Origin of the sequence: Paenibacillus sp. FSL R7-0189, from assembly GCF_037969925.1 — a bacterium.
Classification (GTDB): domain Bacteria; phylum Bacillota; class Bacilli; order Paenibacillales; family Paenibacillaceae; genus Paenibacillus_AQ; species Paenibacillus_AQ odorifer.
Genome location: NZ_CP150223.1, coordinates 5,141,045 through 5,157,347 on the forward strand (window position 1 = coordinate 5,141,045; position 16,303 = coordinate 5,157,347).

Genomic DNA, 16,303 nt, shown 5'->3' on the forward strand with positions numbered 1-16,303 from the left:
GGCTACTGGGACAACCCTTTTTGTTGTTCGCTGGATTTCATTACTTTTGCATGTACAAAGATAACTATCGGACACAGATGACTCTAAACGCAGTTTTATTCCAGATTTGGGATGCTAACGGACCGCATAGTCACTAATGGCACGAAAAACACCATATATGAACCTCTTTCAACGGAATAACGGCTCTGGAGTCCGAAACTCTGCTCAGAAGGCTGGGAATTTGCCAATAACGTCATCTGGGTCCTCAAATCTTAGAATGTATGAATTATCGTTTGTCTTTCGAATCTTTATTGCTGACTCGGGTGGGTCTGGTCACCCAATTCGTGCGATTCATCGGTTTTACAGTATCAATTCTTGAATTGGAAGGTTCCTTCGAAGGTTCTGTGGATTCAGTTTCAGTAGAAGCTGTACCCTCTTGATCTACGGTTTTTTTTCTCGATAGTCCTGTACCATCATGTTTGCCTCTGTTCCATACTCTTCCCTTACTCATACATACACTCCATTTCTATACGCTTATTTATAAACCATATCATATAAGGACAAGTTAAGGAAGAAAGACATAGCACAGATCGAAGAATTTTTCAAGTTATAAAGGTTACTGGAGATTTCATTTTATGGTGGCTATAATAGTACTGATATTGAAAGGAGAGTACTTATATTATGGCAATCAAGATCATAACAGACAGCGGTTCAGACCTGCCCCTTGACTACATGGAGAAGTATAATGTTTCCGTGATCCACCTACCGGTTCATTTTGGGCATGAGTTAATGCCGGCAGATACGGACACGAAAAGCTTTTATGCTCAAATGCGCGAATCCAAGGAGCTGCCTACCACAGCTAGTCCAAGTCCCAACGAATTCCTTGAGAAGTTCAAGCAAGTGGAGGAGGGAACTGACATTATGGTCATTTGTATGTCCTCTAATATTAGTAGCACTTATCAGACGGCTATGATTGCTATGGAAATGTATAAGGATGAAGGACATACCAATGCAATAGAGGTTATAGATTCCAAAAACTTCTCAGGCGGGCTGTCATTGATTGTCGGCCTGGCGGCGCAGTGGTCCTTAACTTGTTCAAGCTTGCAAGAGCTCAAGGAAAAGGTACTTCAGCAGATAGAGGAAGTTAACGCTTATTTTACGCTGGACACTCTGGAGAATGTAATGAAGGGCGGACGTCTAAGTCGGCTCTCGGGAGCCGTAGCGTCTGTACTCAATATAAAGTTGCTGCTCAAAATCAGCGAAGAAGGCACTGTCGAAGTAGTGGAGAAGACCCGGGGTCTTCCAAAAGCACTGAATCGTCTGCTTGCGCATTTGGATGAGAAGCAGCATGATTACGAGAAAGCGGTTATCGCTATTGTACACAGTAATTGTGAGAAGCTGGCACTCGAGATTAAAGAACGCATTTTACTAAAGCATCCCTTCAAAGAAGTCTTACTCTCAAGCATGGGTCCGGTAATGGGAACCTATGCTGGGGAAGGCGGAATTGGCGTAGCTTTTTAAAGTAGTGATCCTCACAATCCAGACAAATTACGATCGTACATGGGACGGTTTCCCGTGTGCGATTTTTATTTTATTCCTATGTGATAATTTAGCTATTCTTTAGATTGTGTTTAGGCTCTGTTAATAATCACAGAATATAGTTAGATGGGGGGATTATCATGTATACAATATTGATCGCTGATGATGAAGCAGAAATTGTGGAATTGCTAAGATTATATTTAGAGAAAGAGTACAACATTTTGGAAGCGAACAGTGGAACTGAAGCCTTAACGCAGGTGCAGAACCATAAGGTTGATTTGGCAATACTAGATATTATGATGCCGGGTCTGGATGGACTGCAATTATTGAAAAAGATCCGCGAGGTGCATCATTTTCCAGTGTTATTTTTATCCGCCAAAAGTGAACATCATGACAAGATTCTGGGTCTTGAACTAGGAGCCGACGATTATATTTCGAAACCGTTTAATCCATTAGAAATAGTAGCCCGTGTTGGAGCACTGCTGCGGCGTGTACATCATTTCGATGCGCAAGTCGTTGAGGAAAAAGAAGCTGAGCAGATCGTATTAGGTGAATTAATGCTGGATCAAAGCCAGTGTCTGCTCTATCGATCAGGTGAACCTGTGGTGCTTACTTCTACCGAGTACAAAATTTTGGAACTAATGATGAAGCAGCCTGGACGAGTCTTTACACGCAAAAAAATATATGAGGCCGTGTGGGAAGATTTCTATGTGTACGAAGATAATAGTATCATGGTACATATCAGCAATATCCGGGAAAAAATTGAGGAAGACTCCAAAAAGCCAGTATATTTAAAGACTATTAGAGGGCTGGGATACAAAATTGAAGCGCCTATGGAGCAATAGAGATCAACGACCTTTACAATCATCGCTGACGCTGGATTTTTTGTTGTTTATCTGTATTTTGTTTTTTCTTGTGATTGTATATTATTTGTTTATTAATCTTGATGTGACCCATATTTTCGAAAAAAATAAAATCGCTGATCCTGATTTGAAGGTGGAAGCTAGTGCTTATCGAGAAAATCTGGAGCATGGGGTAGAAACCAAACGTCTTCTGCGTAGCGGGGGATGGATCGAGGTCTTGGATCAAGACATGAAGGTCACCAAGGTTGTTGGAGAAAAAAAAGACGGTGTAACCCAATATACCAGTAACCAGCTTTTAAAAAGTTTGGAAAATGGAGAAGATCAAGCTTACTTTTACTCGTTGACCACGCTAAATGCTCAGAGCGAATCGGAGTGGCTGCTGCTGAAGCTGCCGCGGGAAGCTATCACCATCACCATTAATAGTGATCCCTTCGTGGCCTACTTTAATCATTCGCTTTCATACTACGTCTTTTTGGGTGTGGGAATGATTCTTTTGCTAATTATCGTGTACAGCTATTGGGTAGCGCGGCGAATCAGGAAGCCACTGCGTATCATCACGCTTGGGTTGAAGCAGATGATTCAGGGGAATTATGATACTCGAATCGCTTTATATGCAGAGAAGGAATTTTCGCAAATTGGAGAGACTTTTAATTATATGGCAGATGTAATTGAAAAGACGACCAAAGAAAAACGCCAGGCAGAGGAAAGTAAGAAACGGATGATGGTTGATCTGTCCCATGATCTGAAGACGCCGATAACGAGTATACAGGGCTTTGCACAGGCGCTTGTGGAAGGTAGAGGCGAGGATGAAGAGCGCCAAAAAAGATATCTAAGCTATATTTATAATAAATCCTCACAAGTTACTAAGCTGATTCAGAACATGCTGGAGCTGTTAAAGATAGATTCACCGGATTTCTTGCTACGAATGGAGCGTCAAGAACTGGGCGAATTTATTCGTGAAATCATTGCAGATACCTACGGAGAGATTGAACAAAAGAACTTTGTTTTGCATCTAAATGTTCCCGAAGAGGATGTGTTCTTGAACTTTGATGCGGAGCTGCTCTCGAGTGTGGTTCATAATTTGATCACCAATGCACTGATCTATAATCCTCCAGGTACACATTTGCGTGTGGAGGTGATCCCTTTGGAGAAAGAAGTCACGATTGAAATCGCTGATACTGGAGTGGGTATTCCAGAAGAGCTGTGGTCCACAATGTTTGATCCGTTTGTTCGGGGAGATAAAGCGCGGACAGCTTCGGGAGGAACAGGGCTAGGTCTCTCGATAGCTATGAAAAATACAGAGAAAATGGGTGGTACACTTCATCTCAGTCGCCGAAAGAAGGAACCTACGGTATTCGCCATCCGGATTCCGAAATAACGAGCTGGAAGACATCCAAATCAGAAGACGGGAGAGAAACTATGGCTAAACTGAACAATTTCATCAGAGTTTGTCTAGCGATCCTTTTAGTGTTAGGCATTGTATTTTTAGGCTCACGCGTAGATTTTTTATTCACACCGATCCTGTCTTTGTTCAGTGTCATTATAGTGCCTTTAATGCTGGCGGGTTTCTTTTATTACCTGCTGCGGCCACTGATCGATACCTTGGAGAAATATAAGCTGAATCGTTCTTTGGCGATTATCATCGTATATGTAGTTATTTTAGTGCTTCTGTTTGCTTTTATTATCGGCGTTTGGCCTTCACTTCGCACACAATTAGTTAATTTCGTCGATAATATGCCAAATCTCATTGCCTCCTTGAATCAACAGCTATTGAAACTAGAAGATAATGAATTTCTGTCTGCGTTGATCCCTGCTGATGCGAATCCAGCCTCCACATTGACGGACTATTTGAATAAAGGGTTTACGCTGTTAACGAATTACGTTTCAGGACTGTTCTCTTTTGTTTCGAATTTTGCGATCATTTTATTCACCTTTCCGATTATGTTATTCTACATGCTTAAGGAAGGTGGGAAATTCGGACGTAAGATTGTAAGTTTCTTCCCAAAGAAGTATCGTGAAGAAGGAACTACAATGATGACTGAAATCGACAGTGCGCTTAGTGGCTTTATCGTGGGCCGGGTGCTTGTTAATTTAGCCTTAGGCGTTCTGATGTATATTGGTTTCCTTATTATCGGCCTGCAATATGCATTGCTGTTGACTGTAATCGCAGTTGTGATGAACTTCGTGCCTTTTATTGGTGCGATACTGTCTAGTATCCCTATTTTCATCATCGGATTCATTCAATCGCCGTCTATAGCCGTCTGGTCCATCATCATTGTTCTGGTAGCGCAGCAGATACAGGATAATTTAATCGCTCCCTACATCTTTGGGAAAAAGCTCGATATTCATCCACTGACAACGATTATCCTGGTATTGGTTGGCGGGGATTTAGGCGGGATCATAGCGATATTGCTGATTATTCCGCTGTATATGATTGTTAAAATCGTCTTGACCAAGGCCTATTATTTGTTTGTCAAGCAACGACGGGTAGAGATAGAGGTAGAGGAGAGTCCTGATATCTCTTAAGGTAATAAAACATTATGGAGGGATTTCTATGAATGAAGGAACGGAGCAAGGACTAATTCATATTTCAGATGATGTGGTGACTTCGATCGTCGGGCAAGTGGTTCTGGACACACCGGGTATTGCCGGCATGTCAGGAAGCAGTATCTCGGACAACTGGGCTAAACGTCTAAGCGGTAAAAATGTAAAAAAAGGAATGTCCGTTGAAGTAAAAGAAGTGGATGTTGCCATCGATCTTCAGGTCATAGTTAATTACGGATGTGTGATTCAAGAGGTCTGCTATATGCTACAGCAAAATGTAAGAAATGCTGTTGAAAATATGATGGGACTGTCTCTAGTTTCCGTAAATGTTAAGGTTGAGAAGGTCGCTCTGCCATTCTAAGAATAGCCCATTTAATAGGCACCGTAATCTAGGCTTCTGCATAGAATGGAGCAAATCCATTTACGGAGGTCAGAACATCCATGTCGACATTTAACACTGGGCAGCAACAGAATGTGATTTATCAGGCCGATCCTGCTGTGATCCGGCACCTGCACGGTGTCCGTGATTCCTTACATCAATCTTGCAAGCCATACCTTAACCATAAGGTGAACGTACAGACAATTGATGGCTTTGTACATGAAGGCGTTATAGCCGGAGTAGATAATAAACACTTGTATCTGAACGTTGCGGCTAATGGGCAAATGCCCCGCGGGTTTTACAACCCTCATCAGCCTTATCATCCTCATCCGGGCCCGGGACCTGGCCCATATCCAGGACCTTATCCAGGTCCTCCATACAATAATAATGTGATTTTACCGCTTGTGTTGTTTGAACTGCTTGCTATCTCTTTAATCTAGTGTTTGGGTTTAATTGAAGAAGGACATGTGCAGGATTTGTGGTCATACGTTGACGCATCCCGCCAGGTCCTTTTTTTGTAGGCGTAAAGTATGTGTTAGAAGGAGGTGTTCTCATTATCACTTTAGGGATATAATGGGTACAAACTCTGGGAGGTGGCATATGATTAGATACCCTTTTTTGAAAAAAAATGCGACGATAGGCGTTACAGCACCTTCATCTGGAGTAGGCATTCAAAATGCAGAACTTCTTACACTGGCCTCCAGCCGGTTGAAGTCGCAAGGATTTAATGTCATTATCGGCGAAACGGCATGGAAGCAAGATAAGGCTAAATCTGCACCAGCCAATGTTCGTGGTCATGAGTTTAATGAGATGATCAATGATGACGGAATCGATGCCCTTATTCCGCCTTGGGGCGGGGAATTGTTAATTGAAGCTCTGGAATATATTGATTTTGATGCTTTGCAGGACAAATGGATCGTGGGATATTCAGATATAAGCGTCTTGCTGCTTGCGGTCACGCTGACAACCGGTCTGGCTACTGCCCACGGAGCGAATCTCATTGATTTACGGGGAGAGTATTCAGATGATACTACAGCCCTCTGGCAGGCGGTTCTAGAGACACCAGTGGGTGAGTCCATTGTCCAGCATTCATCTCTTAAATATCAGCGGGAATGGCAGCATGATGTGTTTTCGCCATGCGTTTTTCATTTGACAGAGGAGACTTATTGGAAGTCTCTAACTACAGATGCTGTAACGATGAAAGGACGTCTGTTGGGTGGTTGTATAGATGTAATTAGGCATTTAATCGGCACACCTTATGGAAAGCTCCAGCATTTTCAGCAAGAAATGATTAATGACGAACCAATTGTTTGGTATTTGGAAAATTGTGAATTGAACACAGCGGATTTACGCAGATCGCTAGTGCAGATGAAGCTGGCAGGGTGGTTTGAGAATTGTTCGGGGATTATGTTTGGCAGAAGTCCAGCTAATAGGCCTGTGGATAACTATACTGCCGAGGATATCTATGCTGAACTTTTTCAAGAGCTTAAGGTGCCGATCGTTTATGATATCGATTGTGGTCATGTCCCGCCGCAGGTTACTTTTATTAATGGAGCTTATGCAGAAATTGAAGTGGCAGACGGGGTAGGGACGGTAAAGCAATATTTCTATGAATAGCGCAATATCAAAAAAGGACAACCCCTTGGGTTGTCCCTTTTACTATTATTAGTTCCCTGTATTTACAATCGCTGTGATTTCCTCATCCAGGTCCAGTCTTACATCTTCACGATAGGCGCGAACACCATATTCGCTGAGCATGTAACGCAGGATCGCTTCAATCATATTGGACTCCACTAGAAATTGACTGCGGCCCTGTACCCAAACCTCTGCAGAGTAACCGGTATCTTCTTCCCAGCTCAGTTCCACCTGAACATCCTCTGGGCGAACAGCCTTTCGTTCCGCCATGTGCAGACAGAGGGCATTGATGATCTCATCCATGCTTAGAACGATTGTAGACATTAGTAACGACCATCCTGTTCTTCTAAGCGGCGACGTTCTTTTCTACGACGGAAGAAGGACATCACGAGCATAACCAGTACATAGATAGCTAACATATTAACGGCAAAGCCTAGAAAGTCACCAAAAGCTCCCATTCCACCAAACATTCCACCGAATAATAATCCGGCCAAACCACCGATCATCATGCCCTTCATTAAGCTGCCGCCGCTGAAGAATCCACGTTTCGTATTAGCAGCAGATCCTGCTGTGGAGCTTTTAGTGCTGTCACTTTTTTTGATGTTATTTGTTGTTGTTGATTTTTTTGGAGTTGTTGAATAGCTGCGAGTGCCGGATTTGAAACCGCCGCCACCTCGACGTGCATCGGCAAAGTCTGGAGCAGCCACTGCAAAAAATAGAGTGAAGGCCATTAGAATCATCATTACGCGTTTCATTGGTTTCATTTAGTACGAAAACCCTCCTGTGAGCATGAATTTTTGTGTATGGTCGGTAATACGCAGACTTGCCCCACAAGGTTTCAATTTTATTTATCATAATTTATACTTTTATGCACAAAAAAAGCGTGGATCCAGGATCCACGCAAACAGCAGTTAGAGAGTCGTCATTCGTTACTTATACCCATCAGCGACAAGCTCAAGCGCTCCGGTTGCCGGATCGATGATCATGCCATGGATAGGTACATTAGGGGGAAGCAGTGGATGACGTTTAATCAGGTCCACAGTTTGAATTACCCCTTCTTCGACATTGTCAAACCCACGCAGCCATTTTGTAAGTTTGATTCCGGAATTCTCCAGTGTAGACAGCACTTCTTCAGATACGCCACGTTCTTTAATGGAATTGATCATATGGTCCGCATTGAGGGAAGCCATGCCGCATTCATAGTGTCCAACCACGATTACTTCTTCAGCATCTAGTTCATACAGAGCTACCATTACACTACGCATAACACTACCGAAAGGCTGAGAAATAACCGCACCAGCATTTTTGATAATTTTGACATCACCGTTTTTGAAATTCATGGCTTTCGGCAATAATTCAACGAGTCTAGTGTCCATACAGGTGATGATCAGCATTTTTTTGTCAGGATAACGACTGGTTAAATAAGCTTCATAGTCCTTATTCTCTACAAAACTTTTATTAAAGTTAATAATTTCTGATACGTGGCTCATATTAGCTTCCTCCCTTAAAATCCTTGAATTGTACTTACGTTGCGCATATCTCTTACCATGATATTGTTGCCATAAATCTGAGAATCACTGACCAGCTTATAGGAAGAGAAACGTTCCTCTGCATCGAGTCGCATCTTGTCTTCATAAAAGATTTCCTGTTGCCGGCTTACGATAAAGGGAAGAGAATTCGTCTCTATCCTAGAATCGCCTTGCTCCACTTCTGAAACAATCAGTAACACATTAATTCCGTCACACCCGCAGCCTACCGTATCATAAAAGAGCTTGAAAAATCCTGGCTGATCTCCAAGCCTTTCCTTCAACTTCCTTTCTGCGAGAGGTGTAACTTGAATCATCATAGCCCTGTTCACGCTCCTTGATTTTTGTTCGAAGCATGCTCTGCTTCTTATGTAACTCATTAAATATTTAAAATTAGAGATGTAATCTCTGAAGTTGATTATACTCATTCAAAAAAGTATCATCAAGAGGAGTCTGTAAAACAGAGAAAGCAGGTGGAGTAGAATGGAACAACAAGTAAAGGAACGATGGGAACAATTCAGCGAGTTATTGGCAAAAATTAGTGGATATTCAGAGGCCATAGAATTAATGCACTGGGATTTGCGCACAGGTGCACCGCGTAAGGGAGTAGAGGTTCGTTCCGGTACGATTGGGATGCTGAGTGGAGAATTGTTCAGACTTGAGATTTCACAGGAGATGGGTGACTTTACAGCATTTTTCAGCCGTCCAGAAGTGTTGAGCCAGCTTACAGCTAATCAACAAAAGATCGTCAACGATTGCCGCAAAGAGTATGAGCGCAGTAAGAGTATTCCTTCCAAAAGATTCGAAGAGTACGCTGTCCTGTCTGCTCATTCCCAAACGATCTGGGAAGAAGCTAAGGAGAACAATGACTTTGCTACATTTGAACCTTATTTGAGCAAAATCGTAGCTCTGAAACAAGAGTTCATCGATTATTGGGGTGTAAATGGCACACGTTACGATACGCTACTAGATATGTATGAGCCTGATCTCACGGTAGAGAAGGTGGATGAAGTGTTCAGTCGCCTCCGCAGCCGCTTGGTCCCGTTAGTGGAAGCTATCGCTGCTTCACCTAATAAACCTGATACCAGCTTCTTGCAGCAGATTTTCCCTAAAGAGCAGCAACAAAAGTTTGGTAACTTTATTCTGAAGCAAATGGGCTATGACTTCGACGCAGGCCGCTTGGATGAGAGTGTGCATCCTTTTGCTACAGGGCTGAATCCAGGTGACGTTCGTATTACGACCGCTTATTTACTTGATAACGTGACTAGTGCCGTCTTCAGTTCACTGCATGAAGGTGGACATGCGCTTTACGAACAAAATATCAGCCAAGATTTAGTGGGAACACCACTGGCTCAAGGCGCATCGATGGGGATTCATGAATCTCAGTCGAGACTATGGGAGAATATGATCGGCCGCAGCCGTGCGTTCTGGCAACGTTATTACGGTGATCTACAGCAGCATTTCCCAGAGCAGCTTGCTAATGTAGATGTAGAGGATTTCTACCGGGCTATTAACAGTGTGGAAAATTCATTCATCCGAATTGAAGCAGATGAGCTTACATACAATCTGCACATTATTGTGCGTTACGAGATCGAAAAGCTTATTTTTAATGAAGGTCTATCTGTCAAAGATCTGCCTCAGGTATGGAATGCTAAATATCAAGAATATTTAGGTATTACACCGCCTAATGATGCGCTTGGTGTATTGCAGGACGTGCACTGGTCCGGTGGAGACTTCGGATATTTTGCATCCTACTCTTTGGGAAATATGTATGCCGCCCAAATCTTGAATACACTCCGCAAGGAGCTGCCGAACTACGATGAATTGATTGCTGCGGGAAATCTTTTGCCGATTAAAGAATGGTTAACAGAAAAAATCTACCGTTTCGGAAAAAGCCTGACCCCTTCGCAAATTATCGAACAAGTAACAGGTGAGCCGCTCAGTCCAGATTATCTGGCTGATTATTTGGAGGAGAAATACACGGAGATTTACAAACTGTAATCCAGTGAGGTCCGCGTGGTATAATAGAAAGAAAGCTTAGACGGAAGGATATGGATATGGCAAATACTCACACCTACACCCGGAGAGAAGAAGTCGCGAATGCGATTACGCACGGGATTGGAGCTGTATTAAGCGTCGCTGCACTTGTCCTGCTTGTTGTTTTTGCAAGTCTGAAAGGAACGGCATGGCATGTGGTCAGCTTCTCCATTTATGGAACGACAATGCTCCTTCTGTATCTCAATTCAACACTTGTGCATAGTCTCAAAGAGGGCAAGGCGAAGGATTTGTTCGAATTTTTCGATCACTCCTCTATTTATCTGTTTATCGCAGGCACGTATACACCCTTTTTGCTAGTAGCTATTCGGGGAACACTTGGCTGGAGTTTATTTGGAGTCATTTGGGGGATCGCAGTATTTGGCGTTTTCTTCAAAGCGTTTTTTGTTAAAAAGTTTCTGTTCATGTCTACGGTATTCTACATTGCTATGGGGTGGCTGATTGTTATCGCCTGGAATCCTCTTTCGGCAGTTGTAGCGGACGGTGGTATGATTCTGCTGATGGCTGGCGGAGTGCTTTATACTTTAGGTACAGTTTTTTATGTATGGAGAGGGTTTCCGTTCCATCACGCGATCTGGCATGTATTTGTTCTTGCAGGCAGTGTCACACATTTCTTCGCCATATTGATTTATGTACTGCCAATCCAATAATTTCAAGCGGATTTATCGCGGAAAATATGGATTTTTAATAAAGAAAGAGATGACAAGCAAAAGTGCTTGACATCTCTCTTTCTTTTAGGTATCATAAGGGACGTTGTGAAGGTGTAAAGTGTTTTTCCTTGACGAAGGGGTTGTCCTTAATGAGTCAGGAGAATAGGCTCGAGAAAACGAATCGTATCAATTTGCTTTTTGCCTTCTATGAACGACTGCTTACAGATAAGCAGCAAACGTTTCTTAAATATTATTTTCACGATGATTTTTCCTTGGGAGAAATCGCCGCTGAATTTGAAATCAGCCGCCAAGCTGTTTATGAGCATATTAAGCGGGCTGAGCAAGTCCTTGAGAATTATGAAGAAAAACTTGGACTATTAGTGAAACATGAGAGTCGTACTAAATATTTAGAAGAGCTGCGCAGACTGCCGGAGAATGGGATGCTGCCTGAGCAATATAAACTTCGGTTCGCGGAGATCGTGGATCGCTTGCAGAGGTTAGAGTAGCACGAAGGGAGAAATCTGCATATGGCGTTTGAGGGTTTAACCGGAAGATTGCAGAATGTGTTCAGCAAGCTACGCGGTAAAGGTAAAGTATCCGAAGAAGACGTAAACGAAGCTATGCGTGAAGTGCGGTTAGCCCTTCTGGAAGCCGATGTTAACTTCAAGGTAGTTAAAGAATTCGTGGCTAAGGTGAAAGAAAAGTCCATCGGCAAGGAAGTCATGGACAGCTTTACGCCTGGCATGGTAATTATCGACATCGTCAACAAGGAACTAACCGAGCTGATGGGCGGAAGCCAAGCGAAGCTGGCCAAGTCGAACAAGCCACCGACCGTCATTATGATGGCGGGTCTACAAGGGGCTGGTAAGACAACCACTTCGGGTAAGCTAGCTAAGCTGTTACAGAAGGGCAATCATCGTCCGCTCCTGGTTGCGGGAGATATTTACCGGCCTGCTGCTATCAAGCAGCTGCAAGTGCTGGGAGAACAGATTAAGGTTCCGGTATTCTCGCTGGGTGATCAGACTAGTCCGGTAGAAATTGCCAGACAAGCCGTACAACATGCGAAGGATAACGGACTGGATTATGTTATTATCGATACTGCAGGCCGTCTGCATATTGATGAAGAACTAATGGAAGAACTCAAGCAGATTCACAATGTTGTAAATCCTGATGAAGTACTTCTTGTAGTAGATGCTATGACGGGTCAAGACGCCGTGAATGTAGCCGAGAGCTTTAATAAGCAGCTTGAGCTTACAGGGGTCGTATTGACGAAACTCGACGGCGACAGCCGTGGTGGTGCTGCACTGTCAGTAAAAGCTGTTACCGGTTGCCCGATCAAATTCGCCGCTTTAGGGGAGAAGATCGACGCGCTGGAGCCGTTCCATCCGGAACGTATGGCTTCGCGGATTCTGGGTATGGGCGACATGCTGTCGCTGATTGAGAAAGCCCAGGCGAATATTGATACTGACAAGGCTAAAGAAATGGAACGTAAGATGCGTAATGCAGAGTTTACGTTCGATGATTTTCTTGAGCAAATGGATCAGGTGAAGAAGCTAGGTCCTATCGATCAAATTCTTGATATGCTCCCGGGTATGAACAAAGCCAAGGGCATTAAAGATTTAAAGGTCGACGATAAGCAAATGGGACGCGTTGAAGCCATAGTTCATTCTATGACTAAGGCGGAGAAGCAACAGCCTGAGATCATTAACCATAACCGCCGCAAGCGTATTGCAACCGGCAGCGGAACCTCAGTCGCTGAGGTCAACCGCCTCATCAAACAATTTGATGAGATGCGTAAGATGATGAAGCAATTCTCCGGCATGATGGGCGGAGGCGGCAAAGCCTCCAAGAAAAATGCCATGAAGCAGCTTAAAGGTCTTGGTGGTGGAAAAGGGCTGAAATTCCCTTTTAAATGATCTTGAATGTCTGTCCAACTAATGTTGGAAACTATTATAAGGAGGTGATTTTTCGTGGCAGTACGTATTCGTCTAAAAAGAATGGGAGCGCATAAAGCGCCTTTCTATCGTGTAGTGGTTTCCGATTCCCGGTCCCCTCGTGACGGTCGTTTTATCGAGGAAATCGGTTATTATAATCCGATTGAACAACCGGCAGTAGTTAAGATCGATGAGGAAAAAGCTCTTAAATGGCTTCAAACAGGTGCGCAAGCATCTGATACCGTCCGCAACTTGCTTTCCAAAGCAGGCGTGATGAAGAAGTTTCATGAGCTTAAGCAACAGAAATAATGACTGATTGCGAGGGTCCTCTATGGAAGAATTAGTTGGAGTAATTGCTAAGGCTTTAGTGGATCATCCAGAAGATGTGACGGTACGGGCTGTGGAGAAAGAACACTTGATTGTCTATGAGCTGTCCGTACATCCAGATGATGTAGGAAAGGTCATCGGCAAGCAAGGCAGGATCGCCAAGGCGCTCCGTACAGTAGTCACATCTGCAGCAGTCAAGAGCGATAAACGCGTAACTGTAGATATTTTATCTTAAATAATGCGTACAATGAGGGGCTAGGGATAGTATATCCCGGCTCCTTTTTGTTCAAATATATAGATGAAGCTTGTAGAGGAGAGGGTTATATGACGGAAGAATTAACCGTAGGCCGGCTTGTGAATACACATGGAATTCGCGGGGAGATTAAAGTATTATCCCATACCGATTTTCCTGAGGTTCGTTTCGCTAAAGACAAGAAGCTGTTCGTCATTCCTGCGGATGGCAGTGCAAAATTCGAAGTGACTGTAGAATCCGCTCGAGAGCATAAGGGTATGTTTATCGTTAAGCTTAAGGGATATACCAATATTAACGAAGTGGAAAAGTATAAGGGAAGTTTGCTTAAGGTGCCAAGTAATGATCTGGTTGATCTGCCAGAGAACGAATATTACTTCCACCAAATCGTTGGCTGTGAAGTTTATACGGATGATGCTGGAAGTGAACCGCTTGGCACAATTACGGAAATTTTACAGCCAGGTGCAAATGACGTTTGGGTTGTTAAGCCTGCTAAAGGTCAAGACATCCTTATCCCTGTAATTAACGATGTAGTGCTGAACGTCGACATTGAGGCCAAACGAATTACTGTTCACTTGATGGAAGGACTATTGCCATGATCAGAATTGATGTGCTAACGCTCTTTCCGGAGATGTGCGAAGGCGTATTTAGCACAAGTATTCTTGGTAAGGCACGCGAAAAAGGGATTGTATCTTTGAATGCTGTGAACTTTCGTGATTTCTCAGGCAATAAGCACAACAGTGTGGATGATACACCGTATGGCGGGGGCGGGGGCATGGTACTGAAGCCTGACCCGATCTTTGCAGCGGTAGAACATGTATTGGGGATCGAGGCTAGTCCTTTGGAGAATGGTTCTGAATCTGCAGTCCCGACGCCTTCCTCTGTGAAGCCGCGTATCATTCTTATGTGCCCGCAAGGAAAGACGTATAATCAGAAGATTGCTGAGGAACTGGCACAAGAGCAGCATCTAATCTTTATATGTGGTCATTATGAGGGCTACGATGAGCGGATACGGGAGCATCTGGTTACAGATGAACTGTCGATTGGCGATTACGTGTTAACGGGTGGAGAACTACCAGCACTGACGGTTATTGATTCAGTAGTTCGGCTACAGCCAGGAGCGCTTGGAAATGAAACCTCTGCGATCACGGATTCGTTCAGTACAGGGCTGTTGGAATATCCTCACTACACTCGACCCGCTGAGTTTCGCGGCTGGAAGGTACCAGATATGTTGCTGAGTGGCCATCACGCCAACATCGAAGTATGGCGGAGAGAGCAAGCGTTACAGCGTACACTTGAACGTAGACCTGATTTGCTCGAAAGTGCAGAACTAACGTTGAAAGACAAGAAAACACTGGAACGTCTGAAAAATGAAATCAAGCCGGAGTAAAATTTTAATAAAACAGGCATATTTTACGTCTTTTTAACGTATCTTACGTTAAGGAGGCGTTTTTGTTATGTTTACTTAAATATAAGAAGGGTTATAATCTCGTATTTTTTTTGCGTAATTTCCAAAACAAATGAGCATAGGTGCGTTGAACTCTTCTATTTGGGGTAATAGATAGAGGTGGCGTAATACTATATGCAGCTTATGATGCAGCAAGCTTAACTATTGAAAGGAATGAACTGAAGTGACTACGAAGACGCGTGAAGAATTCAAGCCTAGCGTGGACACGATCCACAAAGATGCGGAGCCGCTCCGCACTGTGAATGATATTATCGATTATTATACAAATCGCAAATCGTAATTCCCATTCGCCCTTTAAAGCTTGAACATATAAGATTAATAATTAAGTCGAAATAAGCAAGTCAAATAAAACCATTAGAGTATAGCGAACGAAAGTTCACTACATCTAATGGTTTTATTGTTCCTACTAAGAGAGGTCAAACCCTGTGACTCTGACCAGAATGTAAACACCCCCTCTTCAAGGAGATTAAAAACTCTTTGGAAAGGGGGGGTTTGGTTAACTATAAAAATTCGTGGAGGCGCATTCTACTCTTTGCGAAAGAGGCGATATACTCCTGTAAGTAGAGCGTAAAGCGCAAAACATACGAGAACAGTAACTGCCCATGCATAGTTGCGAACGGTATAGGTAAGCGATGATAAAATAATAAAGATGGTAATACGCAGTACGCCTTCCTTAATAAACTGTTTACGTGCTACATTCATTCGATTGGCCTCCTTGAATGGATAGGATGGTACGGATAACAAGCCGGAAATATGTCTTTCCTTATATATAACCTTTGGGAATACAAAAAATGCAGGGAACGGAAAGTAAATATCGACCCAAACAAATGACCTATGTAACTTAGCCGTTACCGACCTGTACTCCTCACCATAGAGTATATCATTACGAATGAGGAGGAGTACACTAGTGGAGGCTTATTATAATTGCTTACGTTGTAAGAATAGAAGGGTACGCATCCTGACTACTGATGGCAGACAGCATGAAGGTGTGATTACAGATGTGGACAGATATAATGTTTACTTAAGAACAGGATCCAATGGACCTGTGCAGACTTCTGCATTTTTTGGTTACCCTTATGCTGCTGACAATATTTTAACTCTCAGCTTGTTCACGCTGTTGGCTATTGCATTAATCTGATACGATGATGTAAAAA

General features: G+C 43.3%; 22 protein-coding genes. 16 read left to right on the top strand and 6 right to left on the bottom strand.

Annotation, left to right across the window (positions count from 1 at the left end; genetic code table 11):
- Positions 1–265: 265 nt before the first annotated feature.
- Positions 266–490, bottom strand: coding sequence for a hypothetical protein (locus MKY63_RS22445; protein WP_076100352.1), 225 nt, complete (start codon positions 488–490; stop codon positions 266–268).
- Positions 491–660: 170 nt separating this feature from the next.
- Here MKY63_RS22445 and MKY63_RS22450 point away from each other — a divergent pair, with 170 nt between their 5' ends.
- From MKY63_RS22450 to MKY63_RS22480, 7 genes are all read left to right on the top strand, one after another.
- Positions 661–1,500, top strand: a complete 840-nt coding sequence (locus tag MKY63_RS22450; protein ID WP_036688632.1) for a DegV family protein — start codon at positions 661–663, stop codon at positions 1,498–1,500.
- 155 nt (positions 1,501–1,655) lie between these two features.
- Positions 1,656–2,363: a response regulator transcription factor gene (locus MKY63_RS22455; protein WP_170914177.1), complete on the top strand. Its 708-nt coding sequence runs from the start codon at positions 1,656–1,658 to the stop codon at positions 2,361–2,363.
- On the top strand, positions 2,341–3,759 hold the full coding sequence (locus tag MKY63_RS22460) for a HAMP domain-containing sensor histidine kinase (protein WP_339809846.1): 1,419 nt from the start codon (positions 2,341–2,343) through the stop codon (positions 3,757–3,759). The genes MKY63_RS22455 and MKY63_RS22460 overlap by 23 nt, the downstream gene beginning before the upstream one ends.
- A 41-nt stretch (positions 3,760–3,800) precedes the next feature.
- Complete coding sequence (locus MKY63_RS22465; RefSeq protein WP_036688627.1) at positions 3,801–4,907, top strand: AI-2E family transporter; 1,107 nt, start codon at positions 3,801–3,803, stop codon at positions 4,905–4,907.
- A 28-nt stretch (positions 4,908–4,935) separates the two neighbouring features.
- Positions 4,936–5,286 carry an Asp23/Gls24 family envelope stress response protein gene (locus MKY63_RS22470; RefSeq protein ID WP_036688625.1) on the top strand — a complete coding sequence of 117 codons (351 nt, stop codon included), beginning with the start codon at positions 4,936–4,938 and terminating at the stop codon, positions 5,284–5,286.
- Between the two features lie 80 nt (positions 5,287–5,366).
- Entirely contained in the window at positions 5,367–5,744 is a 378-nt protein-coding gene (locus MKY63_RS22475) for a hypothetical protein (protein ID WP_036688624.1), read from the top strand.
- A 160-nt stretch (positions 5,745–5,904) separates the two neighbouring features.
- On the top strand, positions 5,905–6,921 hold the full coding sequence (locus MKY63_RS22480; protein WP_076143831.1) for a S66 peptidase family protein: 1,017 nt from the start codon (positions 5,905–5,907) through the stop codon (positions 6,919–6,921).
- A gap of 48 nt (positions 6,922–6,969) precedes the next feature.
- On the opposite strand, the gene MKY63_RS22485 is transcribed toward MKY63_RS22480, so the two are convergent.
- The 4 genes from MKY63_RS22485 to MKY63_RS22500 form a co-directional block, all read right to left on the bottom strand.
- Positions 6,970–7,254 carry a YxcD family protein gene (locus MKY63_RS22485; RefSeq protein ID WP_036689115.1) on the bottom strand — a complete coding sequence of 95 codons (285 nt, stop codon included), beginning with the start codon at positions 7,252–7,254 and terminating at the stop codon, positions 6,970–6,972.
- Positions 7,255–7,262: 8 nt separating this feature from the next.
- Positions 7,263–7,694: a hypothetical protein gene (locus MKY63_RS22490; RefSeq protein ID WP_076100426.1), complete on the bottom strand. Its 432-nt coding sequence runs from the start codon at positions 7,692–7,694 to the stop codon at positions 7,263–7,265.
- A 174-nt stretch (positions 7,695–7,868) separates the two neighbouring features.
- The gene (locus tag MKY63_RS22495; RefSeq protein WP_036688619.1) at positions 7,869–8,429 is read right to left on the bottom strand and encodes a carbonic anhydrase; all 561 of its coding nucleotides are present in this window, start codon (positions 8,427–8,429) and stop codon (positions 7,869–7,871) included.
- 14 nt (positions 8,430–8,443) lie between these two features.
- Positions 8,444–8,785, bottom strand: coding sequence for an iron-sulfur cluster biosynthesis family protein (locus tag MKY63_RS22500; protein ID WP_036688616.1), 342 nt, complete (start codon positions 8,783–8,785; stop codon positions 8,444–8,446).
- Positions 8,786–8,948: 163 nt separating this feature from the next.
- Between MKY63_RS22500 and MKY63_RS22505 the strand changes: the two genes are divergently transcribed.
- The 8 genes from MKY63_RS22505 to trmD all read left to right on the top strand — a co-directional run bounded on the left by MKY63_RS22505 (position 8,949) and on the right by trmD (position 15,071).
- Positions 8,949–10,466: a carboxypeptidase M32 gene (locus MKY63_RS22505; RefSeq protein ID WP_036688614.1), complete on the top strand. Its 1,518-nt coding sequence runs from the start codon at positions 8,949–8,951 to the stop codon at positions 10,464–10,466.
- Between the two features lie 56 nt (positions 10,467–10,522).
- Positions 10,523–11,170: a hemolysin III family protein gene (locus MKY63_RS22510; protein WP_036688612.1), complete on the top strand. Its 648-nt coding sequence runs from the start codon at positions 10,523–10,525 to the stop codon at positions 11,168–11,170.
- 149 nt (positions 11,171–11,319) lie between these two features.
- A complete protein-coding gene (gene ylxM, locus MKY63_RS22515) occupies positions 11,320–11,676 on the top strand; it encodes a YlxM family DNA-binding protein (protein ID WP_036688609.1) in 357 nt (118 codons plus the stop codon).
- A gap of 21 nt (positions 11,677–11,697) precedes the next feature.
- Complete coding sequence (gene ffh / locus MKY63_RS22520; RefSeq protein WP_036688607.1) at positions 11,698–13,086, top strand: signal recognition particle protein; 1,389 nt, start codon at positions 11,698–11,700, stop codon at positions 13,084–13,086.
- 54 nt (positions 13,087–13,140) lie between these two features.
- Positions 13,141–13,413 carry a 30S ribosomal protein S16 gene (rpsP, locus tag MKY63_RS22525; protein WP_036688604.1) on the top strand — a complete coding sequence of 91 codons (273 nt, stop codon included), beginning with the start codon at positions 13,141–13,143 and terminating at the stop codon, positions 13,411–13,413.
- 22 nt (positions 13,414–13,435) lie between these two features.
- Complete coding sequence (locus MKY63_RS22530; RefSeq protein ID WP_036688600.1) at positions 13,436–13,666, top strand: KH domain-containing protein; 231 nt, start codon at positions 13,436–13,438, stop codon at positions 13,664–13,666.
- Between the two features lie 89 nt (positions 13,667–13,755).
- On the top strand, positions 13,756–14,280 hold the full coding sequence (gene rimM, locus MKY63_RS22535; protein ID WP_036688599.1) for a ribosome maturation factor RimM: 525 nt from the start codon (positions 13,756–13,758) through the stop codon (positions 14,278–14,280).
- Positions 14,280–15,071 carry a tRNA (guanosine(37)-N1)-methyltransferase TrmD gene (trmD, locus tag MKY63_RS22540; protein WP_076100428.1) on the top strand — a complete coding sequence of 264 codons (792 nt, stop codon included), beginning with the start codon at positions 14,280–14,282 and terminating at the stop codon, positions 15,069–15,071. Before rimM ends, trmD begins: the two co-directional genes overlap by 1 nt.
- A gap of 603 nt (positions 15,072–15,674) precedes the next feature.
- On the opposite strand, the gene MKY63_RS22545 is transcribed toward trmD, so the two are convergent.
- Positions 15,675–15,851 carry a hypothetical protein gene (locus tag MKY63_RS22545; RefSeq protein WP_155288145.1) on the bottom strand — a complete coding sequence of 59 codons (177 nt, stop codon included), beginning with the start codon at positions 15,849–15,851 and terminating at the stop codon, positions 15,675–15,677.
- 205 nt (positions 15,852–16,056) lie between these two features.
- On the opposite strand from MKY63_RS22545, the gene MKY63_RS22550 reads away from it, so the two are divergent.
- Positions 16,057–16,287, top strand: a complete 231-nt coding sequence (locus MKY63_RS22550; RefSeq protein WP_036688596.1) for a hypothetical protein — start codon at positions 16,057–16,059, stop codon at positions 16,285–16,287.
- The last annotated feature ends 16 nt before the right edge of the window (positions 16,288–16,303 follow it).